The organism is Pyrofollis japonicus, from assembly GCF_033097485.1.
In the GTDB taxonomy this organism is placed as follows: domain Archaea; phylum Thermoproteota; class Thermoprotei_A; order Sulfolobales; family Pyrodictiaceae; genus Pyrofollis; species Pyrofollis japonicus.
In genome coordinates, this window is record NZ_AP028634.1 from 56,802 (window position 1) to 81,301 (window position 24,500).

Below are 24,500 nucleotides of genomic sequence, written 5' to 3' on the forward strand. Positions count from 1 at the left end.
CGAGCAGGTTGAGGAGCGATAGATTGGTCTTGGCATACGGTTCTCCCCGGGTTCTAGGAGAAGGAGTCGTAAGGGATATCTTGCTCGCAGCGTCCCTCGGCGAGTCCATAGGCATGGCTAGGAGCCTCGGCCTCGAATCACCCGGCGTCCTCCTCGGAGACCTCTATGCCTACGGATCCATAACTGACTCGATGCTCATACTCATAGACGTCCTCATAGACAATTGCGGGTTTAACCCCGAGGACTTCGCGGCCGAGCTGGCCGAGAGGGCTGACATCTACAATCCGCTCCGAATGTATGATTCCGGCACAGCCGAGGCAATTATCAAGATAAGGCAGGGGATACCCTGGTGGGTTGCAAGGGAGCAAATCATTGAGCGTTCTTCACGCGTAGATGCAGCTGCCCGCGGGCTCCCCGTAGCTCTCTTCTACTCCACACAGCGCCTAGTAGCTACAATGTCTGTTGCACAAGCAATGGTGACTCATATAGATGAACATGACTTGGAGGCCGCGAGGCTCTACGCCGTAGCAGTACACTCACTACTCCACGGCGAGGTGCAGCCTGATGACCTACCCTTCGTACTACACGACATGACCGAGAACAAGCTCATAAAAGAGGCGCTCATCCGCGTCCCCGACCTCCTAGACGAGCCCGAAGAGAAAGCAGCAAAACTCCTCCTCCTAGTGCCATGCACATCGCCTCACCCACTCGCAGTAGCGATATACTCCGCGCTACGATACAAGTCACCAGTCAAGGCTGCTGTGCATGCTGCATCTATCTGCGGCCATAGCAACAACACGGTACCAGCGGCCTCAATGGCAGCAGCGCTCGCGGCAACAATAAACGGGCTAGGCAAGGACTACGAGGAGGCAAGAAGGCTCGAATCATACCAAGTAATAGCCGAGAAGGCAAGGGAACTAGTCAAGGCAGCAAGACAGTGCAAAGAATACGATACAGAAGCCGACTCATAAGCCGGAAATTATGTACCGTGCTTGCCTCTAGGATCTTATTCATCAACGGGCGTGTTCCCTCCAAATGCCCGTAGTTTACCAGTATGAGGGTCTTGAAGAGCAAGTGTTACTCCAAGCTTCTTAGCCTCTAGCAGCCCACTAAGCAAGGGGTGATGAAAGCTAATAACTACGCGTATACCTGCACGAGACAGTGCCCGCACCATATCGTCGGAAAGCCTGCCTGTTGAAACAACTACTCCGGGCTCATTAGGGAGTTTCGACGAAAGCGCCGATATAATGCCAGCCAGCTTATATGCTGCTGCATGCCTACTGGGATCGACCACAAAGAAGCGGAAAACATGGCCTCTACTACCTAAGGTGTAGAAGGCAAGCCTGTGAACAGCTATAGGGCAGCCACGCTTCGGTAGACGCGTAGAAAAGTCTCGATAAATGCTATTGAGTAGTCGGAGACTGAGCCGCTCCGGCTTCTCTACGCAGCGCTCCCCGCGCATACGCATAGTAGTGCCGTAGACGATTATGCCCGTTTTTCCGAGTTTTTCAACCCGCTCGACGCCAACGTAGCCTCCGCACATGATCTTGCCCCGGGATAAGGCGAGCCCGGTTGCAAGATAGTCTAGAAGGAAGGGCGCAGAGCGCGTGACACCAAGCTTCTTGGCTTCAAGCCTCACCTCTACTCTGTAGTCAGCAGCGACTGGTATACCAGAGACCTCTACCGACGACATGGACATACATTCCTTAACAATATCATTGTAGTCACTGTTTTTCCTCAACCCCTTGTACACGGAACTTATCCCTCTTCTTCTCACCCTTGCTTCTACACTTGGATAGCGGCCCAAAGGTCAGCTCCTCTAATGCAAACTCGTCTTCTGGCTCCTCTATGACGAAGCCCTCGTTTTCCTCCTCATTATCTAGCAAAACTCTTTGCACCACTTTTAGACCACGGCTTGGAACCTATTAAAGCTAGTTTTCATCGAATTAGCGTTCTGATTGATATATTATCTTGATTTTTGTTCAGCAATTAACATACGTAGTACGTATTAGTTGGACCCACAAGCGTTACCCATTTAATTAATTGAATGTACTGTAATAATCGTAGAGGCTGTGAGGATTTGGATAAAAACAATATGCGCAGCAGGGACACCTTCTTTGAAGCACCGAGAATAACCCGTCGAGAAGTCATCAAGATTCTCAGCGCGTTGACAGCTGCTGCAGCCGCCGAGGTGGCCGGTGTACCAATTGCTAAGGCACAGCATCGTGTCCCACCAGGCTTCAAGGTGCCAGGCAGAGCTGAGGAAAAGCCCGGCTTAGAGTCAATGGAAGCCGTTAAGGCTATTTGCACCTGGTGTTCCGTGGGCTGTAGCATAATATTCTATCGCAAGAACGGCGAAGTAGTGTTTGCAACCGGTGACCCTGGTAGCCCGCTAAACAAGGGCCACTTATGCCCCAAGGGCCAGGCCAGCACAGATCTAATGTACAGTCCTCTACGTCTCAAATATCCGATTATACGGGAGGGGCCTAGGCCTAGGCCCGAGGAGGTAATGAGAATAAAGGATGCCAAGGATCTGGAGGCTCTTCTAAAGAAATACATGCCCCGCTGGCGAGTTGTTGACTGGGACACGGCATTCCACTACATAGCTGAGAAGCTCCGCAGCCTGTTATCATCTAGTGCGCGCGGCAAGACCTGGGGCCCGGTACACAGCGATGGATACTACTACAAGGGCAACTATTTCCCCATCATGGTTCTTGCTGGCGCTAAGCACCTCAACGAAGAGGCTTATATCATACGCAAGCTAACAATGCTCGTCGGGAGCAACAACATAGACCACGATGCGAGAAAGTGCCACTCGACAACGGTAGCCGGGCTAGCAGCGACTTTCGGGTTCGGTGCCCAGACACAGAGCTTCCCTGACAACAGCTATGTGGCAGCATACCTCGTGTTCGGAGGCAATCCAGCTGAGGCCCACCCCGTCGGCTTCAGCCACGTAATGGAGGGCAAGGAGGCGGGAACACTAACGCTCATAGTCGTCGACCCCAAGATGGGCAGGACAGCGGCCAAGGCTGACCTCTTCGCATTCTTCCGCCCTGGAAGCGACATAGCGTTCCTATACTATCTGCTCCACTACGCGTTCTACGAGAGGAACCCGCCCATAGACCAGCTGGACACATTCAGGGAGTACGTTAAGAGACTAAACGTAGATATGGATGAGATAAGCAAGTTTAAGCAAATAGTCAAGCACTTTGACGCGGAACAGGTCTCGAACATAACCGGTATACCTGTTGACAGGCTGCGCCAGATAGCTAAGACCTTCGTCGAGAACAGTGGCGTAACTACAGGATTCAAGAAGTTCGCGACAATACAGTGGGCTATGGGCCTGACACAGCACCATGTAGGCACACAGTTCATACGAATGGCCGCTGTGACCCAGCTAGCCCTAGGCAACATGGGTTATCCCGGTGGCGGAGTAAACCCGTACCGCGGCCACAGCAACGTACAGGGCACAACTGATCTCTGTATATTGAGCCACATATTCCCAGGCTATGTCAAGGTGCCGACCAGTACTAAGCAGATACGGGCCTACCAGGAGTGGAAGAACCAGGGCTTCCCCGACGCCTTCACCTGGGCGCCAAGCCAGAACACGTGCAAGGCGCTCGGTCTCTCCTGCACTGATTGCTCGAGCGATGGAAGCTACTGCAGGCTCAAGGTGAACAGCTCTGCCCTTCTCTGGTCATGGTGGTTTATGAACTGGAGGCGCTTCGAGCTATCCATGGGCATATTCGTCGGCACTGATCCAGAGGACAAGCCCTGGGACGAGAACAGCAAGGCGATAAGCGATCTCCCGTTTACCAAGGGCTATACTGAGCTAACGTGGTGGATGGGCAACCTCCTAGACAAGCTACCGGGCAGCGACGAGCCAGTCCTAAGAGGAATGTTCATATTTGCAGAGAATCCTGCAGTGAGCAGCCCCAACACGCTCATAGACTACGCTGCTTGGGGTAACATGGACCTCGTCGTGGTCAGTGACATATTCTTTTCCGAGACAGCGTTCTTCGCAGACGTAGTGCTCCCAGCGGCATCCCATTACGAGAAGGAGGGCAGCATAACTAACAGCAACCGCTGGATAATGTGGACAGAGCGCGTCAAGGAGCCTCCCGGAGACGCTAAGCCAGACCTATGGATATACGTAAAGCTATGGCATTACCTGCGCGAAGTGGCCGGGATAAGGCTTCCAAGTGAGGTCGCTGGCAAGCGGGTCGAGAGGGTAATATTCTACCGGCCGGACCTCGGCATGAAGAAGCCCGTAGAGGTGTATCGCAGAAAGATAGAGCCGTTCATGGATTACAGTAACCCAGGCCACCGCTACCCCGACTATGCGGAGACTGACACGGAGCTAATCTATCGCGAAATAGACCTCGCCGTAGACCTTTACAGCGGCATGTACGACTGGGCAGCGATGAAGCCGCTGGCCAAGAGGCTCTCAGCAGCACCGCGCTCGCCGAGCGATATTGATGGGCTATGGGACTACATAACGGTGAACGGTAGGCCGTACCGTATATGGAAGGACTGGGGAGTAACATGGCCCAAGAATGTGAGAATACTCTACAACCTTGACGGCCTAGAAAAAGTGGCGGGCAAGACAGCGAGCTTCACCATGGATAGGAGCAAGTACGCACTACCACTAGACTTCAACGATGAGAAGGGCAACCCGGTGCCAGACGGAGCAGTGCTAAAGATAACCGGCGAGACCGGCGAGATAAGGGACGCCAAGCTGGGCTATTGGCGCCCCGCCTTCATACCGGGACACAACTTCTTCCTAGGTAAGTTCTACAAGCGTGGATGGGCAGGTCACTGGTACAAGGTTAACGGCAAGAAGGCAAGAATATTTGCAGACATCTTCACCGGGGCCTACCACGCCTCCGAGCTGGTAAGGGAGGCCAAGGTCACGGGCAAGCTGGTGCTCGTTTACGAGGACGGCACGGTCGAGATAAAGACTGCTGAGGAGCTGGGCTTCCACTGCCCAATATGCGAGACATTCTACTATGACCCAGAGCTAGTAATGATGGGCAAAGCTAACTTCAAGAGACCGTACTACAAGGGACAAGTGAAGCTACCCAACGGCAAGACATTGGTCTACGTAGGTACCTATGACTGGGCAGTAGGCGGGCTGCACAAGAAATTCACGGATGAACTCAAGACATGCTACAGCTCGTCTCATGACCTGAAGGCGTGCATAGCCTCGATGATAGCGAAGTATGGCGACTGGTACGTAGTAGAGGACGGCGGAGCCCTCAAGGGGATCAACCTTGACTATCCATGGCACTTTGAGCCCGTTGAGTCGCCGAGCATCGACCTATGGCTAGAGTATCCGCCATTCGCCTGGAGATCACCGCATAACAAGAAGATGTTCGAGCACTTCAAGGAGGAAATGAACTTCGTCCCAACGGAACTACCCCTACCCGAAGGAGCCTCACCAGTAGTAGTAACAACCAATAGGCTCACCGAGCACTGGCACACCGGTATAATGACGCGCTCACTGCAGAGACTGGCAATGCTGTTCCCCGAGCCCTTCGTAGAGATACCTAGGGAGCTTGCCGAAAAGCTCGGAATAAGGAACGGCGACATCGTGGAGATAGGCAATCGCCGTGCAAGAATCTATCTAAGGGCGCTCATCACTAACAGGGCACCGAAGCTAAGGATTGCTGGCAAAGAGGTATACGTGGTCAATATTCCGTGGCATTGGGGGTTCAGCGGCCTCCACGCATCCACATCAATAGCTAACTTCTTGACAGGCGACTACATGGACACTACAACAACTATGCAGGAGTCCAAGGTCTTCCTAGCATACATCAAGAAGGCCACTAAGGACAAGTATGTCTACATGAAGGTCTCAGAGTTCATTAAGACAGCCAAGTCGATCGACTTTATTCCCTCAAATAGCTAACCCGCGGGGTGAGCATGCGTGGCCGTGAAGGTTAAAGGAAAAGCAATGCTCTTTGACGCGGAGAAGTGCATAGCTTGCAGGGCTTGTGAGATAGCGTGTCTAGAGTGGAACAACCTACCAGGCGACGACACGGAGTTCAGCCCGACCTATACGAACCCGCAATACGTTACATCAAGGACGTGGACAACCATAATATTCCACGAGCTCTTCGGCAGCAACGGCAAGCCACCGCTATGGGTGTTCACGAAGCTCCAGTGCTTCCACTGCCTCCAGCCAACATGTGTAGAGGTCTGTCCGACCAGGGCGCTACACGTTGACTCAGAGACAGGAGCAGTAGTATGGGATGGCAGCAAGTGTATTGGCTGCGGCTACTGCGAAGTAGCGTGTCCATTTGGCATAGTCAAGCTCAACAAGGAGGCGAACACGATTGACAAGTGTACGTTCTGCAATGACAGGATAAAGAATGGCATACCGCCGGCATGTGCACAGGCATGCCCGACGGGAGCGCTTGTGTTCGGCGACTATGACGAGATAAGGGCGAAGGCAGAAGCCCTTGACAAGGAGGGGCGCTACGTCTATGGTCTCCGCGAGGTCGGTGGGACAAGATACATGATAGCCCTGCCCAAGGGTGTCAGGCCGAAGGACGTCGGATTACCATCAGCGTCTACCAGGGAGCCTGCATACGCATTGTCGAACACCGGGAAGGACAACTATAGCTCGTTTAGCGGGAAGATTCTCGCGGAGTGGGTGGCTATAGGTGCTGTTGGTGGAGCTATTTTGGCTGGCCTGGTAAAGTCCCGGAAAGGTGAAGAGGAAAAGAAAGAGTAGCCTCGGAGGTGAGTCCGAATGGAGATAGGACCTGATGTTACATGGAGCACACTCATAGCATTGTATCTTTACCTTGGCGGAATGGCTGGCGGAATGTGGATGCTCGGCTTCGCAGCAGACTATGCTGACAAGAAGGGCGAGAAGTACTACGTGGTGGCGAAGACAGCATCGTATCTCGCACCAATAACTCTTGCAGCAGGTGTCCTATTGCTAGTACTTGACCTACACCGCGCAGCCGTCGGAACCGAGGGGCTCTTACACATACTCAACGTGTTCAACAATACATCGTCATCAGTAATGACTATAGGCTCGATAATAATATCAGTCGCGATAATATGGGGGCTCATAGTAGCAATAATGTACTACGCCAACGCATCCAGGCCATGGAGGCTAGTATTCAGCTTCATAGCAGCAATACTTGGCTTCGCAACAGCAGCATACACTGGACTACTACTATCAATGGCGAGGCATGCAGCCCTCTGGAACACCGGTTGGCTCTCATGGCTCTTTGTGACAAGCGGGGCAAGCAGCGGCATAGCAGCAACAATAATAATGACAAGGATCCTGGGAAGCTTCACGCCTGACTACTTGCTACCAGAGTTCCGGAAAGTCAAGGACAAGTGGCTAGACATCGCCGAGAAGCTCCACAAGTACGATGTAGTAGTGCTATGGATGGAAATAGCCATGCTCATAGGCATGCTGATAGACATCTATGCGAGGTTCGGGTCAACACCGGTAAGCTGGCTAATCAAGTCAACATCGGCGGCAGTAGCGTTCTGGAGCTACCTAGTACTGGGCTGGGCAACCCCAATAGCAATGTACTACACGATGCCCAAGAAGAACAAGGTAAACATCTACCTAGGAGCAATACTCATAGCATGTTTCGCACTGGCACTAAGATACGCTATCCTACTAGCGCCGCAGCTAGCATGGAAGAACGCTGGCTTTCCATTCCACTAATACGGCACCTTTTTCCTACCTTGCCTCACGGCTTTTTAAGTCTATATCAATTCTATTGTCTCTGCTTCTTGCCGTGCCGACAGGGATTAAATAAAATTCTCTTCTCTCGCCGCCTCTGCGGGTATAAATGTTGGGGCTCCTAACCAGCATAGGGATAATAGTACTCTTCGGCCTAGTTGGCGGAGCAATAGGCTACCTAACCAACGTTATTGCTGTCCGTATGTTGTTCCGGCCCGAGAAGCCCCGCTGCATTCTCCCAGGTCGCAGAGTTTGCATCCAGGGCCTTATCCCGGCCCGTAAGGATGCACTTGCTAGGCGCCTAGGCCGAGTGATGGCGAAGTACGCGTACTCTAGGAGTATTCGTGAGAAGTATAAGCAGCGCCTGGAGAAGGAGATAGCTGGCCTCATAAGGGAGGCCGTGGAGGAGAAGCTGCGCCAGTCGCCTATACAGAGCCCCCTGGCAGCGATGCTTCTCCCAGGCCTAGCCGAGATGCTCGCGAAAGCAGTAACCCCTATGGTGATAGAGCTGTTAGAGAAGGCATCTCTGAGAGTAAACGTCGCAGAGATAGTCGAGGAGGAGTTCAAGAGCCTGCCCGTGGCAGAGCTCGAGAAGGTCTTCAAGGAAATAGCCAGCAAGGAACTAAGATTCATAGAGATAATGGGCTTCATCCTGGGAGCAATAATAGGCTTAGCAGAAGGCATAATAGCTCTAATAGTCTAGATCCTTGACACCCCTCATGCAGAATCTCATTAAGTATAGTAGGACTTTTTCTCGTATTCCTAGTGGTCTTATAGAGGGGAGAACAGTGGCTGCTACAATAACGCTCCCTAAGAGAATATTGGAAAGAATTAAACGTGAGGCTGAAAAACAAGGTACTGGACTCGAAGAATATGTAGTTGAAATACTTGTACAGAATCTTGATCCAGAAACACGTGCACAAGAATACATAGATGCTGCGAAAGAGCTTCTAAGAGAAGCTTATGAGGAGCTTGAGAGGGGCAACATAAGGCAGGCGGCTGAGAAAACATGGGGTGCAGCAGCCTTAGCGATTAAGGCTTATGCGTCTTGGCAGGACAAGAAACGGTTGGCGAGCCACAGCGAACTATGGGAGTATGCAGCAAGGCTTGGCGAGGAACTGGGAGACTGGGTTGACGATGCATGGAACCAAGCGAATAGCATGCACATCTGCTTCTACGAGGGCTGGTGTAAGAAAAGACATGTAGAGGCGGCGCTGAAACATGTAGAGAGGCTAGTCAAAACAATTGAGGAGAAAATGCAACAAAAATAACGACTGCAACAATATTGTGCTGCAGCCCTGGCTAGCCCCTCTTGGCCGTATGCGTACAAGATTCTTGGTCTAGGCCTGCAGCCCCAAATAGGATACTTCGATGAGACCCGTCATCCTCGGCGGCTAAAAGGCGTTAAGACCGAATAGCGGCTAGCTATTATTCTCTTGTTCTCGGTCCTGCTAGATAGTGTTTGGAGGGCCTTGTGCTACTGCTCCATACTTGTTTCCAGAACTCTTGTTCGTCCTCTATGGTTTCTAGTTTCTCTACCTGCGTGGCTAGTGCTACTAGGAGGGCGTGGTGGCGGTTCTCGTCCTCGAGTATAGCTTCTAGGACTAGTTTCAGCCTAGGGTCATCGGTTTGATGGAGCAGCTTGTGTGCTAGCTCTACCATGTTTCTCTCGGTCTCTATGTGTTTCCTCACCGCTTCTTTGAGCTTAGCTAATTCTTCCCGCGTCAAGAGGCCCTGCTTACCCGAAGCTATCTCGGCTGCTGCTTGGTAGAACAAGCTGTGTTTGCGCGAGTCGCCAGCTATTCCTAGGAGCAGTGCTCTGAGAATAGGGTGGGGAAGATCCCTGGCTATGTTCTCTAGCTCCTCTGCGTACTTTTTCTCGTTCTCGGAGGCCTGGGTAAAGATTCTTACAAGGTCTTCTGCCAAGACAAGCACACCTGCCTAGGTCTAGGAGAGGAGTTATTGCCGTATTTTAATCATAGGCGTCCCGGAAAACAAGCAGGAGTAGTCTTCTCCTCTTCTAGCCACTGTCCATGATGCCGTGTCTGCCCGGATGCCTTGTTGTGCGGGGACAAGCTCTTATCATGCCAGGCTCGGTGCTCTAGCGCAGTGGCTGAGCTGGCTCGGTGTCTCGGCAGTGCTTCCAGGCCAGTTAGTGGCGTTCATTGCTGGCTACGCTGTACTTGTGGTGGTTGCTCTCCGCGGCAGGGGGCCGCTGGCGGCTATCGCGGCGATGATAGCTGTTTACGGCGCCTATAGTCTGTTGTTCCACGGCGCTGACAGCATTGTTGCTAGCTTCTTGGCGCTGGGAGAATGGGTTAATCTGCGAACCTTTGTCTACATATTTCTCAGCTTGTTCCTGGCCGGCGTTCTCCGCGAGGCGGGCTACCTCTCCCTGCTGGTGGAGGGCTCGTCGGCGGTTGGGTGCAGGTTCAGCTTCCTAGCAGTACCGGCTCTCATAGGCCTCCTACCCATGCCTGGCGGCGCCCTGGTCTCGGCCATGGCTATGAGGCGGAAGTACCTAGAGGAGGCCCGTATGCCCCCGGAGTGGGCTGGGTACCTAAACTATTGGTTCCGCCACGTATGGGTTCCGATGTGGCCCATATTCCAGAGCATAATAATCACCGCTGCGGTGCTCGGCACGACACCCATGGGTGTCGTCTCTAACACGTGGCCCGAGACTCCTGCAGCAATACTTGGCGGGCTCCTAGTGGCTATTCCTGCACTCTATCGCTACAAGTGCAATAGGGGCGGGAGGCTTATGGACCTCCTCAAGGCGCTGTGGCCGTTTCTCCTCCTAGCAGCCCTGGTATTCAGCCACGTAGTTGGCCTCCTAGAGGCCCTCGTCATCACCCTCGCGGTGGTATTGTTAGTGCTTCGGCCCGGGCGGAGAGAGTTGCGCGGAGCACTGGGGCTTGCAACGAAGCCGAGAATACACGGAGTATTAGCGGAAGCCCTCTTCCTTAAGGAACTGCTCAGCCACACTGCCGCGCCTCACGCGATGTACGAGTTCGCCACGGGCTTAGGGCTTCCCGAGACAACGGTCTTGTTCTCAGTGCCTTTCATCCTCGGCCTTGCCGCTGGCGGCGAGAACTTCTTCGCGGCCACAGCCATACCGCTGCTCAAGACATACATCGTCTCCAGCGGAGCCATAAACCAGGCAGCACTGCTAATAGCCTATACCGGGGGCTCCATGGGCGTAATGGTCTCCCCTGTCCACCTATGCTTCGCCCTCACAGTGGACTACTATCGGGCAAATACTGCGAAGACTCTTGCTCTAGCAGCGCTCGCGGCTATAGCTACCTCGGCGATAGTTGTCTTCACCATACTCCCGCTCCTATAGACCCCTCGTTCCGCACCGTATAGGCCCGGGTATCACATAGAGTAGTACCCAGAGGTCATCAATCCCCCAGACCTGATTACCCTTGCACTTCTATCCGGGAACACCAACTCTAACCTAGTACCTGGAGCCTCCTCCGCTGCACATTGCCCCATGTTTCCGAGGAGGAGGGGGCCCTCTCCCCGTCAATCACTCGTAGCGAGGCCGTGAACGCCGTGAGCGAGAAGCTAGGCGTGAGAGAACGTGTACTAGACTTCTTAGCTAGGCACGGGGAGAGGGCCTATGCTGTTCTACGAGCCATACTCGAGTCCTACTATGGTTCCCAGAGCGCACCGGGCGTCAAGCTAGGGGATTTCAGTTACCGCGACGTAGTGAACAAGCTACGCGCGTGGGGCATGAACTATAATCCCTCAATGCTTCTCCGCAGCCTTGAAAGAGACTACGGTGTAATCGAGACCAGTTATCAGAGCAGGAACCAGCACTGGTGGAGAATCAATAGCCCCGAGGAGATAGCAGAGGCCCTCGAGGAGTACGAGAGAGGCGTTGTCAGCGACGACGCTCTCTTAGCGGAAGAGATCGTGGACCCGGAGACCGAGCTACTGCGTCTCCAAGTAGCGAGCCTGGACCCGGCATCGCTGCTCGAGAAGCTGGACCGTCTGCTCGCTAAGCCGCGGCTGGGCAGGGCCGAGATACTGCTACTTCGCACAATGGCTTTTAACGAGCTAGAGCTTGTCGTCAAGCTTCTCCGAAAAGCCGAGGAACTGGGCTATGAGGGCCCAGAGGTTGCAATGCTCAAAGAGATACTTGTGAAGGCGTCTAGGCTCGCCAAGAGGCTCCTAGCAGCAGCGAAGACTAGTACAGATGCGAGGAAAACCATGCTGCAATTAGCGTCTATGACGACAAGCATAGAAGGATAACAGGGCGCGAAGGGTCTAGGCGGTTCTTCTCCGCGAAGAAGCTCTGAGAGCTATGAGCCTTGAGAGAGTCTTTGCAGCCTCCTCGTGAAACTCCTCATCCTTGACAATGTTGTCTATGAGCATAGATACAAGCTGCCCCTCGTCGCCCCTGAACAAGGTTTTCATGAGTGGTAGGAGGAGTTGTGTGTACTTCTCTTCCCCGGTAAGCTTCTCGAGTCCAGCCAGTACTCGGAATGCCTCAGCCAGTAAGGACTCAGCGCTATCTATACTGCTTGGCTGCTTCGTCTTCTCTTCTAGCTCTTGAACATAGTCTGCAAGCCTCTTTATCTCGGGGTCAGGGCATTTCTCGGCAGCTTCCTCGCCTTCGGGGAGAGAAGCGCCGAGCCTCGCGGCGATACCTTTAACGGCCTCCATGTGCGCCTTGCTTTCTAGTCCTATGTAGCTCGATACGCTGCTTAGTAGCGGATCTCTTCTTGCAAGGAGGTCGCCGAGCAATAGATATGCTTTCACAGCTAGGTGCTCTGCGGCGTAGATGCACAGAAGCATCTCACCTACATCTTCTTCAACGCCTCTGTAAGGCTTGGTCATCAATCCGAGTATTTCGTATACGCGGCTCCAGTCATCCCTAAGCATCGCCTCTGCTAGCTCCTCGGGCTTCTTGTCTAAGCCAAGTAGCTCTACAAGCGGTTTTGCAACGAAGATTAAGAGGGCGGTTCGAAGACCGGTTTCAGAGCTATAAATCTTCTTAAGAAGCTCTTTTGCCTCGGAGAACCTTCCCTCAACCAATAGCCTGGGAAAGGAGGTGCCGCAGCACCGCCTAGCGGCCATGTCGAGTGCCGTGAAGGCGCCGGGAGCAACGCGTTTCAGCATATCGGTGAGCTTCTGCTCGAGGCTGCTCTTCTCACTATTGCTGAGCATTTCTTGGGCCGCCTTACAGTACTGTGGAGCAGGTTGTGATTTAAATACCTTGACTCGAACAGTTTAGATAAATATGCTATAAACAAGGAAAAATCAATAGTGGTTTAGCGAGCGATGTTTCCTCGGCATCAAGACCTATTATTTCCGGAGTAGCTCTATGACTGTTCTTACGCCCCAGCCTGTTGCTCCGCCGGGGTAGTAGGGTTTCCAGGGCCCCTTTTCCTGTACCCAGGCCGTGCCGGCGATGTCTAGGTGAGCCCATGGGGTGTCTCCGACGAACTTCTCTAGGAACTTCGCGGCAGTTATTGCTCCGGCGGGTCTTCCTCCTACATTGTTTGTGTCGGCTACTTTGCTTTCGAGCTGCTTCTCGTAGACCGGCCAGAGGGGCATTGGCCAGGCTGGTTCGCCTGCGAGCCTTGAGGCCTTCTCGACGCTTCTCAGTAGCTCCTCGTTGTTACTGAAGAGTGCTGCCGCGTGGTTTCCAAGTGCTACCACTGCTGCCCCGGTGAGGGTCGCGAAGTCTACCATGAACTTGGGCTTGTACTTCTCCGCCGCGTATGCCAGGGCGTCTGCGAGTATGAGCCTGCCCTCGGCATCAGTGTTGCCGACCTCAACTGTTAAGCCGTTGTACATCTTTATGACGTCTAGTGGCTTGTAGCTCTTCCCGCTCGGCAAGTTCTCAACAGCGGGTACCAGGGCGACTACTCGGTAGGGTAGCTTGAGCCGAGCAGCCGCGACCACGGTGCCTATTGCTGCTGCGCCGCCGCACTTATCGTACTTCATCTCGAGCATGGCCTGTGGGGGCTTGAGGTCTAGACCGCCAGCGTCGAACGTCACGGCCTTGCCCACTACGGCTACGGTGTCTCCACCGCCATTGTACTCAAGTATTATGAGCCGAGGCTCTACCTCGCTACCCTGCCCAACAGCCAGTATGCCGCCCATCCCTAGGTTCTCGAGCTCGCCACGGTGAAGCACAGTTATGCCTAGCCCTAGTTTCTCCGCGATCTCTCTAGCATAGGCCTCTAGGCGCTCCGGGTTCATCATGGCCGGTGGCGCGTTACCGATATCCCTTGCAACCCTAACGCCCTCAGCTATGCCTAGAGCGTTCTGGAGAGCAGCCTCGGTGCCGGGCTCTACGCCTATCTCGGCCAAGACGTGCGGTGCATCGCCTTTGCCCTTCAAGGCGTAGGCATAGTTAGCCATGTCCGCGGCTACCATTAGCTGCTCGATAACCCAGTCCGTGCTCTTGCCTGCCTCGGCGGCCGCCTTCTCCACGAGCTCTTCGAGAACAATTACTCCGAGCTTCTTGATGCCCTTCCTCTTGCGGGCTTCTCGGACAGCAGCCCCGACGCCGACGCGAAGCCTCTCAACGAGGTCCGGCCAGTCGCTTGCACCGCCCACGCCGCTCAGAATGACCCGGCTAGGCTTAGTGCCCGGCTCATAGAGCATGGCTGTTTCTTCGAGCCCTGCCCTGAAGTCGCCGAGGCCAATGGCTTCGGCAGACGCTCTGCCTAGAGCCTTTGCTTTCTCAAGTGTTTCCTTGCTAACCACGTAAGCTACTGCATCTACTTCGCCTTTGTCGAACCCTGCGCGTATTGAGCCGCGTATCAAGGCTGAGAACCCGCCTCCGCATAGAATCAGTCTCCAGTACTAAGGGGCAAAAACGCTAATGCTGGCCGAGACAAGCACTATTCACAGGCGTTAACATTAATAAAGGGGGTTCATAGCCTAATAACCTATTGGAGAACGAACTACTAATCCATACTCTGAGCAGGAAAACCTGGACCCGAATACCCTCGTTTTGACGCGTGGTGACTCCTTTATGGCGAGGCTGTTCCGGGGCTGGGACGTATAGTCTTCCGGAAGGCAAGTAACCTAGTATATCTCGTCCTCGCAGCACTATTCATCTACAAAGCTCTTGAAGAGGCACACTTCGACAAAGTATGGGGCATAATATATGCGCTCGTAGGTCTTGAATACCTCCTAGAAGGCGCTCCTCTCGCAAAGCCGAAGCACCACTAGCTGCAATTCTGCAACGAGTACCCGATAAACTACATTTTTCCGTCACAGCATATAACGCGGCGGTGCAAGGGACGAGACAGCAATGGTTAAGGAGTTCTCGACGACCCCTACCATTTTTCGCGGCAAGGAGAGTACTTAATTGTAGCTGCAACTGCTAGGTACACGCGTGTCAGACGATTGGCGAGGAATCAATGAGCGAAGAATGTAGAAGCATTATGGGCGCCTATCTCCGGGAAGCCCTTAGGAAGCCCGGCTGCCCGATATGTAGGCTCATAAGAGATGCGGAGGAAAGACTTGTTAAGAGTATCCTCTACGAGTACGTTAACGATCCTGGTGTTCGGCGCGAGATTCGCAGCAGCCTCGGCTTTTGCACTCACCACGCATGGCTGCTTCTGAGGATGGCTCTTAGCCCGGAGATAGCTGATAGCCTCGGGGCTGCAATTATCTATGAGGATGTGGTTTCAACGTATATGGAGAGCCTCGAGAAGGGTAGAATACCCGAAGAGGAGAACGAGTGCCCTGTATGTAGGACCGCGAGGGAGACTGAAGAGATCTATGTTGAGGAGTTTTCCAAGTGTTACCAAGTCTCTGAGAAGTTTCGCGAGGAATACGCTACATTACCAGCCATTCTCTGCAGAAGGCACCTAAGAATGGTGCTGAGTAGGCTGCCTCAAAAGGAGCTACGGAACCAGCTTCTTCGAGCACAGCTAGAGAAGCTCAAGGATATTCGGGAAAGACTTGAAAGACTGATAGAGAAACACGACTATCGCAGCCAAGAGCCTATTACAAGGAGAGAGCAACAAGCACTACGGGAGGCCATTGAGGCGCTCCGAGGCAGAGAGGTGGCGACGACTCTTTGTGACCGAGCAGAGCCCCGGAGGCAGCGGAGTAGCTTCCTTGAGAAAATTCTTGGCAGGACACGGTAAGGATGAGCCCCCCTTGCCTATCCATAGTCTCGAGAACAGGGGCGGCCTTAGCTGCCTAGATGCTGGATCCCTCTCTTGGTATCTGGGCCTTGCGCACAGCGAGTCATCGGCCTCTTATACCTCTTTAACCCGCGTTTACCCGTCTCTCCCCTGTATGGCGTTGAGCCTTGACGTGCAGCTGTAAACCGAGTAGTTCAGCACTAGAACTGGCTCTTTGTCTTGCACCTCCCTGTGGCGAGTATGAAGTATCCCTCGAGGGCCACGCGGGTACACAGATAATACTCTGCGAGGATGGTGTCTTCATACGCAGTGTTGCGAGGGATGAGTGGCTACCCTTCCTCGAGACACGTGACCGTCCGGCTTCGAGGCAAGCCTTGCTCTCAGCGCTAAAGCTGAACAACCTGGACGAACAAGGCCTCCTATGCCTAGTGCTTAGGTCGCTGAGACTAGCAGCTAATAGTGGCTCACTAAAGGCTGCGAAAAAGCTCCGTGACTGCCGGGAGCTGATTCGTCGCCTGGAGGAAGCCTGTAGGGGGAAGAAGGAGTAGCGGCAACAAAGGGATTATAGAATTATTTAGTCTCATTGAGCTGGCTCTTTAGTTCTTCAAGCTCTTTTTTCAGCTCCTCGAGCTCGCCTATGAGCTTATCTATGCGTTTTTCAATACTCTCTATCCTCTCCTGTATGGTTCCCTTCTCGGGCTTTCCTCCCTTGGCTAGGAGCACTACTAGGTCTAAGTAGCTTGTACTGTGGCGTGGGATTAGGCTCAGAACTTGACCCGTGTCGGCATTGACAACGTCCACTGATACTAGGCCCCGGTAATCCTTAGTGGTTATAGTTGTCTTCCAGTACAATGTTCCATTAATAATTGTGGGCATCGGCTCCTCTATGCTCAACTGGCTCCAACCATAAACAGGGTGGGCTTGCTTCACGTAGCTTGTACTTAGTCAAGCTGATCACTTTGATGAGTGTATATACTTATTAACACAGTTTGCCTATCAAATAAATTAGGGGTGTCTCTGCTGATTACTGCATCTATACTATTGATTACAATTGCTATGACTATATTGAGTTATAGTCTAAGGAAATGGGCGCTAGAGAATGGGGAAATAGATGCATTTGAACTTGCAGATGGGATGTTTCTAGCATCCTCTGTTGTTCTTAGCATGCTTGTGCTTAATTATTACCTCGGCGGGGGTACTTCAATTACACGATTGCTCAAGCTCACAGGATTAGCTAACGTGAACGTACTAAACATCACTAGAACCGAAATGTATGGTATTATATATGGTTTAGTGTTTGGAGCATCAAATTCTAACTTTGAGATAATAATAGACTATTCTTTAAGGCTAATTGTTTACTTGGCTTATATAGCACTGATACCTCATGAAATATTCAAACAAACAAGTGTTTACAATATTGTATCAAGGAGAGCAATAAGGATATTGCTTTATGCACTTGCTTTAGTTCTTGGAGTTGCTTTTATTGTAATATTTATCTTAGTGCTATATAAACTGGTAATACTTATAGTTTATCCTGTAAATTCTATTGGATATCTGGTTCGTGGCTTCTTATCAGGGCTTCTAATTTCATCTATGACAGTTGTCATTAATAGGTTCAAAAGTAGCTAAGATAAGTGTTTTAGTTATTGTTTATATAATTAAGTATGCATAAGTAAGAGATATCGGAAAAGTAGTGGGCCCTTGCGGGCGGGTGTGGCGGGCCCGCCGGGATTCGAACCCGGGACTTCCGCCCAACGGCCAGGCCCTAAGGCCCGCTGGTCTACGGGTTAAGAGCCCGCCGCTCTACCAGGCTGAGCTACGGGCCCGTCCAGTCGTCTCCAAGTAGTATTGGAGAGACACTACTCTTGATTAGAGGTTATTAAGCATTATGTTCTAGGATGACCTAAGGGTACGCTGGGCTTCACGGGGCAGCGCTAATGCATTAATATTGTAGACTTAATACTATCCGTGTAAGTGGGGCCTATGCTGGCTTGGTTGAGCTTCCTCTTGAATGGGTTGAGAAGGCAGACGTGCTAATAGATGATGCAGAGAGACATCTTAGGGAAGGCCATTACTGGCTTACCTGTTTTGAGGCACAGCAGGCAGCAGAACTATATCTCGAAGCATTGATCGTTGCCCTTACGGGCACTCATCCATTTACGCACGACTTGGCAGAGCTTCTTGAAGCGCTCCGAGAGCTAGATATCAGTGTCCCCGACGAGCTATTCGTCTACGCAGATGCACTTACACCTCACTACACTATGGCCCGGTATCCTGGCCGGAAACCTCTGAGATATGACAGAGAGCTCGGTGAGAGGTGTCTCCGCTATGCCAGGAGAATCATCGACTGGGTTAAGGAGGCGGCTTCTAAGATCTCTTAGAGAGAAAGTGGCGAAAAGCGACGAGCTACTGGAAGCCTTTTTGGCCAGGCTTCGTGAAAAATATCCTCGCTCAGCAATAGTGCTTTTCGGCTCAAGGGCTCGCGGCGATCATCTTCCATACAGTGACTATGATGTAGCACTAGTGCTTCGCGACGAAGACTGTGCCGACAAAGTAGGGGTTGCTGAGGAGGCTCGTGCACTGAAGCCGCCAGGGCTCAGCCTCGACCTAATAGTGCTCTGCGTCAGCGAGCTGGACGACCCCCTGGTTAAGCAGATGCTTGGCGCCAAAAAAGTACTCTATGATGGCCTAGGCGTGTTCGAGGAGAAACACTGACTACTTCTTTGAGGTCTCCTCTCTGACCCATTTACAGTAGTCGTGGAGGCAGGCCGCCACAGGGAGCGCTATTATCTCAGGTACCTCGTATTGATGTATCTCCTTTACACGCCTCACTAGTTCTTCTATCTTCTCGGCGCTCGTCTTGACGACAAGCAGGTCCTCGTTATCCTCCTCGATCTTCCCCTGCCACCAGTACACGCTCTCAACGCTTGTAATGTTCACGCAGGCAGCAAGCCTCTCCTCTACCAGCTTTCGTGCAATCTCTTTCCCCTTACCCCTGGGAGCGGTTATGAGCACAACGTATACTCCAGACTCTATAAGGGACAAGGTCTCTCCTCCCCGCTCAAGGACTTAGGTCCATGATTTTACTCCACGTCTATCGTAGTATGGCGTCGTTCTTAGATTATTTTTATCCACCTAGAGGTTCTTCAGGTATAGGAGGGCGTGGTGCTGGATTGTCTCTTGCGGCGCCGAGTGAGCGAGAGAAAAGAATAGTTGAGAAAACGTATCACGTCTTTGAGCTGATCGCGCTGATTGCTCTCGCTACTGCAACGCTGGCGGCGATAGTGGAGTTCTTTAAGGCGCTTATCGTTGAGGGGTTTAGCTATACAGAGGTGTTGGAGAAGATCCTGCTCATCTTCATATTTATCGACTTGACGCGCACAATAGTTGTCAGCATAGTTGGCGGCCGGTTCCGGATGGACATCTTGCTAGAGGCCATCACTATAGCGCTGGCGCGTGACCTCATATTCAGCATAGCAAGCGAGGCAGAGACATTCAGCGTTGTACGTGCAGCTACTCTTGGCGGCCTCCTCTCAGTAACAGTTGTGTTGTGGATCATGGCGCGAAGAGTAGAGATCCAGACGATCAGGGTAGAGGAGGAAAGGCAGCCGATGAACTAGTGCAGAAGTTTAAAAATCAAGGGGGCTTCTCTGCTTAGGCTTTCCTCCAGCCCAGCTCACCGTTAAGGTACTTCTCTATAGCCTTGGCAGCGTCTACTCCGCTCTTCAGTGCGGGGCCTATGAGGCTTGGGCCGTGGCTCACGTCACCTGCTGCGAATACTGGCTCCCTTGTAGTCCTCTTGTACTCGTCAACGTCTATGGTGCCGCGCTTGGTCAGTTTGATCCCGCAGCACTCGTCCTCGAATGGAGGCGTGGGCACGAGGCCTATGCTCTCGATAGCCATATCGGTCTCTATTGTAACGTATTCGCCGGTTCCCTCTATGCCAGGCCTCTTCTCTCCGGGCTTTGGTACTAGCCTCATTTTCTCGAACCTTACAGCCTTTAGGTGGCCGTCGGGCCCGGCAATGTACTCAACTGGGCTCAGCAGCTCATGTATTATGGCTCCCTCTTCTTCAGCCTCCTTGAAGCCTCTTGGACCTGCGGGTGCGTATTCACGTGTACGGCGGTAGGCCAGGTGTATCTCCTTGGCGCCAAGCCACTTAGACACGTGTACGGCGTCGATGGCTGTCAAGCCGCCGCCTATCACGACTACGCGTGGCTTTATCATCGGCTTTTCTCTACTATATTCGTATTTCCATAGATGGTACTGGAATATCCAGTCAAAGGCGTCTACCACCTCTGGTAAGTCGCGGCCGGGTATGTTTAGGCGGCGGCCTTTCCATGTACCGGTGGCTATTAGAACTGCGTTGTAGCGCTCGATCAAGTCCTCGAGAAGGATGTCTTTGCCGACCTTGACGCACTGCTTGAACTGTACACCCATGTTTATGAGTTCCTTTATACCCTCCTTGATCTTCGGCTTATTGACGTGTATATCCAGTACGCCGAAGATGAGTAGGCCACCAGGCTCCGGGAGCATGTCGAAGACTGTTACATTGAAGCCGCGGCAGCGTAAGTAGCCAGCGGCGCCAAGCCCTGCGGGACCAGCACCTATGATAGCAACTTTCTCTTCGCGGGGCTTTGCTTCTCCAGGCTTGCAACCAATAACGAAGCGCACGACGAGTTCTCCTCCAAGTGTTAAAGAAGAATGGGATGAAGCGGTATAATAGCGTAGTGAAAGACGGGAGTGCTAAATGTATGCCCCGGTGAGCAATGAATAATGCCTGGACTAGAAGAATTAGAAAGAATACTTCCTGTTAAGAATGCTGAGGAATGGTTTAGTAAAAACGAGTCTAGGCCAGGGCTTAGTCTATTTCGAGTCCGAGCTTTCTGAGATAGTCTAGTAGCTGGTAGTAGGCCCTTATCCTTGCCATGTTCTTTGCTCCGCGAGGTCCTGGATCCTTCATGAAGAACGCGTTCACTGGGTATGCTGTGCCCTTTACGCCAGCATCCTGTAGTACCTTTCCGAGCCTCGCTAGGTCCACCATTAGGCCCGCAAGCGCTGGGCTATCGTTGATCCTCATGTTTACTACTAGCTCGTCTTCCAGCCCGTTGAAGGTCTTCCACCAGATATGCATTGCTACGAACTTCTTGTCGCCGAGCGGCTCCAGGAACCCTGTCGGCTTGATGTAGTGTGGCGCGTCGTAGCCGAGGATGTCCTTGACTATGCTGCTCTTTGTTGCCTCCTTCATCTTGTTGCGCTCCGGTATCGTCAGTGAGAGGAAGTCCGTGTTTCCTCCAATGTTGAACTGTGCTATGCTCAGTACGTAGCGGTTCCTCTCTGCAAGGTGCTCTAGTAGGTCAGCGGTGAGCGGTGTGGCGCCAGTTGCGCCGTCGTCGCCTAGCACTATGCTGTCAACGCTCTCGAAGAGCTTTACTATTGCATCGTCTCTCGCGATGAAGCTCGGTATGACGTTTACCAGTGTTACTTTCCGGCCAGTATCCTTGGCGTAGAGGTAGGTCGCGTACGCGTAGGCGTGGCTGGCGTTCACGCCCTCACCGCTCTCTATGGCCTTCTCTAGTGCTGCTACGTCGTTGAACGGCTTATCGGGCTCAGTGTTTATCGCTATGAATACCACGTCGGGGCTGAGCTTCTTGAGCTCGTCTGCAAATGCCTCTACAGCAGCCTTTACCGAGCCCAGTTCATCCTCTAGGCCCTTCGCCCTGAATGGCAGGCCGCGTAGGGAGTCTAGGTGAATACCTCTCTTTACAACAATGTTCTTTAGAGTATCCGGTACCGGTAGGATATCGCCTACAGCCTCCTTGGCTACATCGTAGAGAGTCTTACCGACCTTCGCCTCATCAACATCGAAGCTGCCAACGATCTCTATATCCTCTATCCTGTATGGTAGCTTGTACTTTGCCAGCGGCACACCGTAGGGCTCTACTTCACCCCTCTTTATCCTCTCAACACCTACAGCAAAGTGGGTTGCAACAAGGCCTTGTCCGACCAAAACCACCTTTATACTCATGCCTATCACCTCCTACAAGATAGAGGTCTTGAGTTAAGCCTGAGCGGTTTCGGAGAGGTTATTTCATCGAAAATGCGGGCTGAGCCCGACGAAGCCTAATGCCTAGGCCTCTTAATGGCTAAGGTGTGCTTGCGCGTTGTTTGTGTTCGCAGCGTCCAGCACCGGTAAGAGGGAGCTGCTTGTATAAAAGCATTTCTCCAAACCATTATATGTATGGTGTACATGTTTTCCAAAAACCTATATATTTAGACAATGTTGCTACGATACGGCCCCCGCAAGGCGTTATCGGCTTGCCCCTCTGTGCATTGTTTTCACACTCTTTTGGAGAATCTAGGGGAAAAGTATAGTAGGATTTAATTCCCGTAATAGTACCTGTAGGGCGTGAAGGAAGGGAAAGAATTCTCGGTGCAGACCTTTGATACCTATTCTGAGAGTTGATAGCGTTACCAAGTATCTCGGCAATCAATTGGTATTGGATAATCTGTCAATGGTTATAGAGAGGCCAATGATATATGGACTTCTAGGCCCCAACGGTGCCGGTAAAAGCACACTTCTAAGCATAATAGTTGGGGTATTGGAGCCGGATTCCGGCACAGTGCTTGTCAAGGGAGCCGAGCCTCTCAGCCCAGAGACGAGAAAGAGTATCGGGTATTGTCCACAAGAGAACGGGCTCATAGAGCACTTGTCAGGCTATGATAACGCGCTGTTCTATGGAAGGCTCTACGGACTGGAATCCGGCGCGATTATCGAGGAGGCGACCCGTCTCGGAGAAAGGCTTGGTCTAAGCAAGGCGGTTCTCCGCAGAAAGGTTTCAACGTATAGTGGTGGAATGAAGAGGAAGCTTGCAATAATAATCTCGCTTCTCCACGACCCTGAGCTGCTTGTGCTAGATGAACCCACTACGGGGCTTGACCCGGAGACACGGCGAGAAGTGTGGAGCCTCCTCGAGGAGCTGAGAAGGGAGGGTAAAGCAGTGGTTCTTGCAACCCACTACATGGAGGAAGCCGATAAGCTATCGGATGTTGTAGGCATAATGGATAGGGGTAGGCTGCTTGCAGAAGGCCCACCCGAGGAATTGAAGAAGCGCTATGGGCCGAAAACAGTTGTAGAGCTAAGACTCGAAGAGCCCCCAGCCAGGGAGATCGTCAGCGAACTATCCTCGAGGTATACTAGAGGTGTTTACGCCGAAGAAGACAAGCTTAGGCTACACATAGACGACCCGGAGAAAATTGTTCCACGCATACTGGAAGACCTCTACTCAAAAGGCTACCACGTCCTAGAGCTCCGGATAACGAGGCCTACGCTCGAAGACGTCTTCCTAAAACTAACCGGTAGGAGGCTCAGAGGATGAAGGGCAAACAAATCCTCGCATTCATTATCCGTGACCTGAAAATCGTATTCCGCGACAAGGTCGCAGTCTTCTGGCTCATAGCCTGGCCCCTCATCTGGATCTACTTAGTCGCCTTCGTCTTTGTGCCTCCGGGGGCGGGCTCGCCGGTCCAGCTAGACGTCGGCATTGTTAACGAGGATGCTCCGCCACCCGGTCTAAACTTTACCTCAGAGGATTTCGTGAAGATAATGTCAAACGTGACCTATAAGGGCAAGCGCATGTTCAATGTAAGGCTCTATGAGAACGAGACAGCACTACTAGATGACCTAAAGCACGGCAGAATTGATGCAGGCATAATTATACCTAGCGGGTTCTCCTTGAACCTGACCACGGGGACGGCCAGGATAAGGGTTCTAATAGGTGCTAAGGACCTCTATTCGGCCTCAATAAGCTACGGGGTTGTCAGCGGGTTTCTCAACGAGTTCTCTCGGAGAATAGGCTTGGTTAAGGCGCGGATCTCTATAACGTATATAGAGCAGTATATGGGCTCACTGGGTGCGAATAAGAGTGTCATCGAGATGGCTAAGAGGTTTATCTACGGCATAGCAGTGCCTATCAATGCTTCCTATGAGGAGGTTAAGCCGGAGACTCTTGCATCCAGGGAGAATATATTAGGCTGGTACACCGTAGGGGGCATAGGCATGATGTTCCTCTACACTGGGTTCTCGGCGGGAGCGGCAGCTATTTACCGGGAGAAATCGAATGGTACTCTTCGCAGGATACTGGCCTCACCGATAACTCCTGGAACGCTGATAGCAGGGTTAATGCTTTCCAGCATAGTAGTGATGCTTATATCGGCAATTATATTGCTCCTGGCAGGCGTCTATGGCACGGGAGCCCACATAGTCTTTGACCCTGCTAACCCGGTTCACTGGCTAGTACCACTGCTCCTATTCATCGCTGCATACATGAGCGTCGGCATAGGCCTACTCTTATCCGTCTTCGCGAAAACGGAGCACAGCGCCAGCAGCCTAGGCATAGCGCTAGGCCTCCTACTAGCCTTTACAGCGGGCATATGGTTCCCGAAGTCCTGGATGCCGCGCTGGGCACAGCTACTAGCAGACTACTCTCCCGTAACATGGGTCATGGACGCGCTGAGAAACATCATGGTGTACAACATGGGGTTCAACGAGATAGCGGGGGCACTAGTGAAGATAGCAATAGCGTCCCTCGTGATACTGTTGCTAGACATAGCAGTGTACCGGGCTAGGCTAAGAAAATACCTTGTGGGCTAAAAGCGCC

General features: G+C 52.4%; 25 protein-coding genes and 1 tRNA gene. 16 read left to right on the forward strand and 10 right to left on the reverse strand.

The window, feature by feature from the left end; all coding sequences use genetic code 11:
• The first annotated feature begins 23 nt into the window (after positions 1-23).
• Positions 24-971, forward strand: coding sequence for an ADP-ribosylglycohydrolase family protein (locus tag SBG41_RS00320; RefSeq protein WP_317895548.1), 948 nt, complete (start codon positions 24-26; stop codon positions 969-971).
• Between the two features lie 35 nt (positions 972-1,006).
• Here SBG41_RS00320 and SBG41_RS00325 read toward each other — a convergent pair whose 3' ends face one another.
• On the reverse strand, positions 1,007-1,693 hold the full coding sequence (locus SBG41_RS00325) for a formate dehydrogenase accessory sulfurtransferase FdhD (protein ID WP_317895549.1): 687 nt from the start codon (positions 1,691-1,693) through the stop codon (positions 1,007-1,009).
• A 31-nt stretch (positions 1,694-1,724) separates the two neighbouring features.
• Positions 1,725-1,886, reverse strand: coding sequence for a hypothetical protein (locus SBG41_RS00330; protein WP_317895550.1), 162 nt, complete (start codon positions 1,884-1,886; stop codon positions 1,725-1,727).
• A 194-nt stretch (positions 1,887-2,080) separates the two neighbouring features.
• On the opposite strand from SBG41_RS00330, the gene SBG41_RS00335 reads away from it, so the two are divergent.
• From SBG41_RS00335 to SBG41_RS00355, 5 genes are all read left to right on the forward strand, one after another.
• On the forward strand, positions 2,081-5,911 hold the full coding sequence (locus SBG41_RS00335; RefSeq protein ID WP_317895551.1) for a molybdopterin-dependent oxidoreductase: 3,831 nt from the start codon (positions 2,081-2,083) through the stop codon (positions 5,909-5,911).
• 18 nt (positions 5,912-5,929) lie between these two features.
• Entirely contained in the window at positions 5,930-6,739 is an 810-nt protein-coding gene (locus tag SBG41_RS00340) for a 4Fe-4S dicluster domain-containing protein (protein WP_317895552.1), read from the forward strand.
• An 18-nt stretch (positions 6,740-6,757) separates the two neighbouring features.
• Positions 6,758-7,699 (forward strand): NrfD/PsrC family molybdoenzyme membrane anchor subunit, encoded by a 942-nt coding sequence (gene nrfD, locus SBG41_RS00345; RefSeq protein ID WP_317895553.1) that lies wholly within the window; start codon positions 6,758-6,760, stop codon positions 7,697-7,699.
• Between the two features lie 130 nt (positions 7,700-7,829).
• Complete coding sequence (locus SBG41_RS00350; RefSeq protein ID WP_317895554.1) at positions 7,830-8,420, forward strand: DUF445 domain-containing protein; 591 nt, start codon at positions 7,830-7,832, stop codon at positions 8,418-8,420.
• An 85-nt stretch (positions 8,421-8,505) separates the two neighbouring features.
• Positions 8,506-8,988 (forward strand): PaREP1 family protein, encoded by a 483-nt coding sequence (locus SBG41_RS00355; protein ID WP_317895555.1) that lies wholly within the window; start codon positions 8,506-8,508, stop codon positions 8,986-8,988.
• A gap of 157 nt (positions 8,989-9,145) precedes the next feature.
• Here SBG41_RS00355 and SBG41_RS00360 read toward each other — a convergent pair whose 3' ends face one another.
• On the reverse strand, positions 9,146-9,643 hold the full coding sequence (locus tag SBG41_RS00360; protein WP_317895556.1) for a ferritin-like domain-containing protein: 498 nt from the start codon (positions 9,641-9,643) through the stop codon (positions 9,146-9,148).
• A 127-nt stretch (positions 9,644-9,770) separates the two neighbouring features.
• Here SBG41_RS00360 and SBG41_RS00365 point away from each other — a divergent pair, with 127 nt between their 5' ends.
• Together SBG41_RS00365 and SBG41_RS00370 are read left to right on the forward strand one after the other, a co-directional pair.
• On the forward strand, positions 9,771-11,060 hold the full coding sequence (locus SBG41_RS00365; RefSeq protein ID WP_317895557.1) for a DUF401 family protein: 1,290 nt from the start codon (positions 9,771-9,773) through the stop codon (positions 11,058-11,060).
• 212 nt (positions 11,061-11,272) lie between these two features.
• The gene (locus tag SBG41_RS00370; RefSeq protein ID WP_317895558.1) at positions 11,273-11,974 is read left to right on the forward strand and encodes a hypothetical protein; all 702 of its coding nucleotides are present in this window, start codon (positions 11,273-11,275) and stop codon (positions 11,972-11,974) included.
• 15 nt (positions 11,975-11,989) lie between these two features.
• Here SBG41_RS00370 and SBG41_RS00375 read toward each other — a convergent pair whose 3' ends face one another.
• Together SBG41_RS00375 and SBG41_RS00380 are read right to left on the reverse strand one after the other, a co-directional pair.
• Positions 11,990-12,892 (reverse strand): hypothetical protein, encoded by a 903-nt coding sequence (locus tag SBG41_RS00375; RefSeq protein ID WP_317895559.1) that lies wholly within the window; start codon positions 12,890-12,892, stop codon positions 11,990-11,992.
• Positions 12,893-13,030: 138 nt separating this feature from the next.
• On the reverse strand, positions 13,031-14,503 hold the full coding sequence (locus SBG41_RS00380; protein ID WP_317895560.1) for a leucyl aminopeptidase family protein: 1,473 nt from the start codon (positions 14,501-14,503) through the stop codon (positions 13,031-13,033).
• A 602-nt stretch (positions 14,504-15,105) separates the two neighbouring features.
• Between SBG41_RS00380 and SBG41_RS00385 the strand changes: the two genes are divergently transcribed.
• Positions 15,106-15,840 carry a DUF6062 family protein gene (locus tag SBG41_RS00385; RefSeq protein WP_317895561.1) on the forward strand — a complete coding sequence of 245 codons (735 nt, stop codon included), beginning with the start codon at positions 15,106-15,108 and terminating at the stop codon, positions 15,838-15,840.
• 167 nt (positions 15,841-16,007) lie between these two features.
• On the forward strand, positions 16,008-16,388 hold the full coding sequence (locus SBG41_RS00390) for a hypothetical protein (protein ID WP_317895562.1): 381 nt from the start codon (positions 16,008-16,010) through the stop codon (positions 16,386-16,388).
• 22 nt (positions 16,389-16,410) lie between these two features.
• On the opposite strand, the gene SBG41_RS00395 is transcribed toward SBG41_RS00390, so the two are convergent.
• On the reverse strand, positions 16,411-16,734 hold the full coding sequence (locus SBG41_RS00395) for a hypothetical protein (RefSeq protein WP_317895563.1): 324 nt from the start codon (positions 16,732-16,734) through the stop codon (positions 16,411-16,413).
• A gap of 171 nt (positions 16,735-16,905) precedes the next feature.
• On the opposite strand from SBG41_RS00395, the gene SBG41_RS00400 reads away from it, so the two are divergent.
• On the forward strand, positions 16,906-17,469 hold the full coding sequence (locus SBG41_RS00400) for a hypothetical protein (protein WP_317895564.1): 564 nt from the start codon (positions 16,906-16,908) through the stop codon (positions 17,467-17,469).
• A gap of 85 nt (positions 17,470-17,554) precedes the next feature.
• Here the strand turns inward: SBG41_RS00400 and SBG41_RS00405 are convergent.
• Positions 17,555-17,666, reverse strand: a tRNA-Lys gene (locus SBG41_RS00405).
• A 165-nt stretch (positions 17,667-17,831) separates the two neighbouring features.
• Between SBG41_RS00405 and SBG41_RS00410 the strand changes: the two genes are divergently transcribed.
• Positions 17,832-18,221 carry a HEPN domain-containing protein gene (locus tag SBG41_RS00410; RefSeq protein WP_317895565.1) on the forward strand — a complete coding sequence of 130 codons (390 nt, stop codon included), beginning with the start codon at positions 17,832-17,834 and terminating at the stop codon, positions 18,219-18,221.
• Positions 18,169-18,555, forward strand: coding sequence for a nucleotidyltransferase domain-containing protein (locus SBG41_RS00415; RefSeq protein ID WP_317895566.1), 387 nt, complete (start codon positions 18,169-18,171; stop codon positions 18,553-18,555). Before SBG41_RS00410 ends, SBG41_RS00415 begins: the two co-directional genes overlap by 53 nt.
• Here SBG41_RS00415 and cutA read toward each other — a convergent pair whose 3' ends face one another.
• Positions 18,556-18,885, reverse strand: coding sequence for a divalent-cation tolerance protein CutA (cutA, locus tag SBG41_RS00420; protein ID WP_317895567.1), 330 nt, complete (start codon positions 18,883-18,885; stop codon positions 18,556-18,558).
• Positions 18,886-19,013: 128 nt separating this feature from the next.
• Between cutA and SBG41_RS00425 the strand changes: the two genes are divergently transcribed.
• Positions 19,014-19,460, forward strand: a complete 447-nt coding sequence (locus SBG41_RS00425) for a phosphate-starvation-inducible PsiE family protein (protein ID WP_317895568.1) — start codon at positions 19,014-19,016, stop codon at positions 19,458-19,460.
• A gap of 34 nt (positions 19,461-19,494) precedes the next feature.
• Here the strand turns inward: SBG41_RS00425 and SBG41_RS00430 are convergent, their stop codons facing one another.
• Both SBG41_RS00430 and SBG41_RS00435 read right to left on the reverse strand, forming a co-directional pair.
• The gene (locus SBG41_RS00430) at positions 19,495-20,514 is read right to left on the reverse strand and encodes an FAD-dependent oxidoreductase (RefSeq protein WP_317895569.1); all 1,020 of its coding nucleotides are present in this window, start codon (positions 20,512-20,514) and stop codon (positions 19,495-19,497) included.
• Positions 20,515-20,701: 187 nt separating this feature from the next.
• Positions 20,702-21,868: an inositol-3-phosphate synthase gene (locus SBG41_RS00435; protein WP_317895570.1), complete on the reverse strand. Its 1,167-nt coding sequence runs from the start codon at positions 21,866-21,868 to the stop codon at positions 20,702-20,704.
• 415 nt (positions 21,869-22,283) lie between these two features.
• Between SBG41_RS00435 and SBG41_RS00440 the strand changes: the two genes are divergently transcribed.
• Both SBG41_RS00440 and SBG41_RS00445 read left to right on the forward strand, forming a co-directional pair.
• Complete coding sequence (locus tag SBG41_RS00440; RefSeq protein ID WP_317895571.1) at positions 22,284-23,219, forward strand: ABC transporter ATP-binding protein; 936 nt, start codon at positions 22,284-22,286, stop codon at positions 23,217-23,219.
• On the forward strand, positions 23,216-24,493 hold the full coding sequence (locus SBG41_RS00445) for an ABC transporter permease (RefSeq protein ID WP_317895572.1): 1,278 nt from the start codon (positions 23,216-23,218) through the stop codon (positions 24,491-24,493). Before SBG41_RS00440 ends, SBG41_RS00445 begins: the two co-directional genes overlap by 4 nt.
• Positions 24,494-24,500 lie beyond the last annotated feature (7 nt).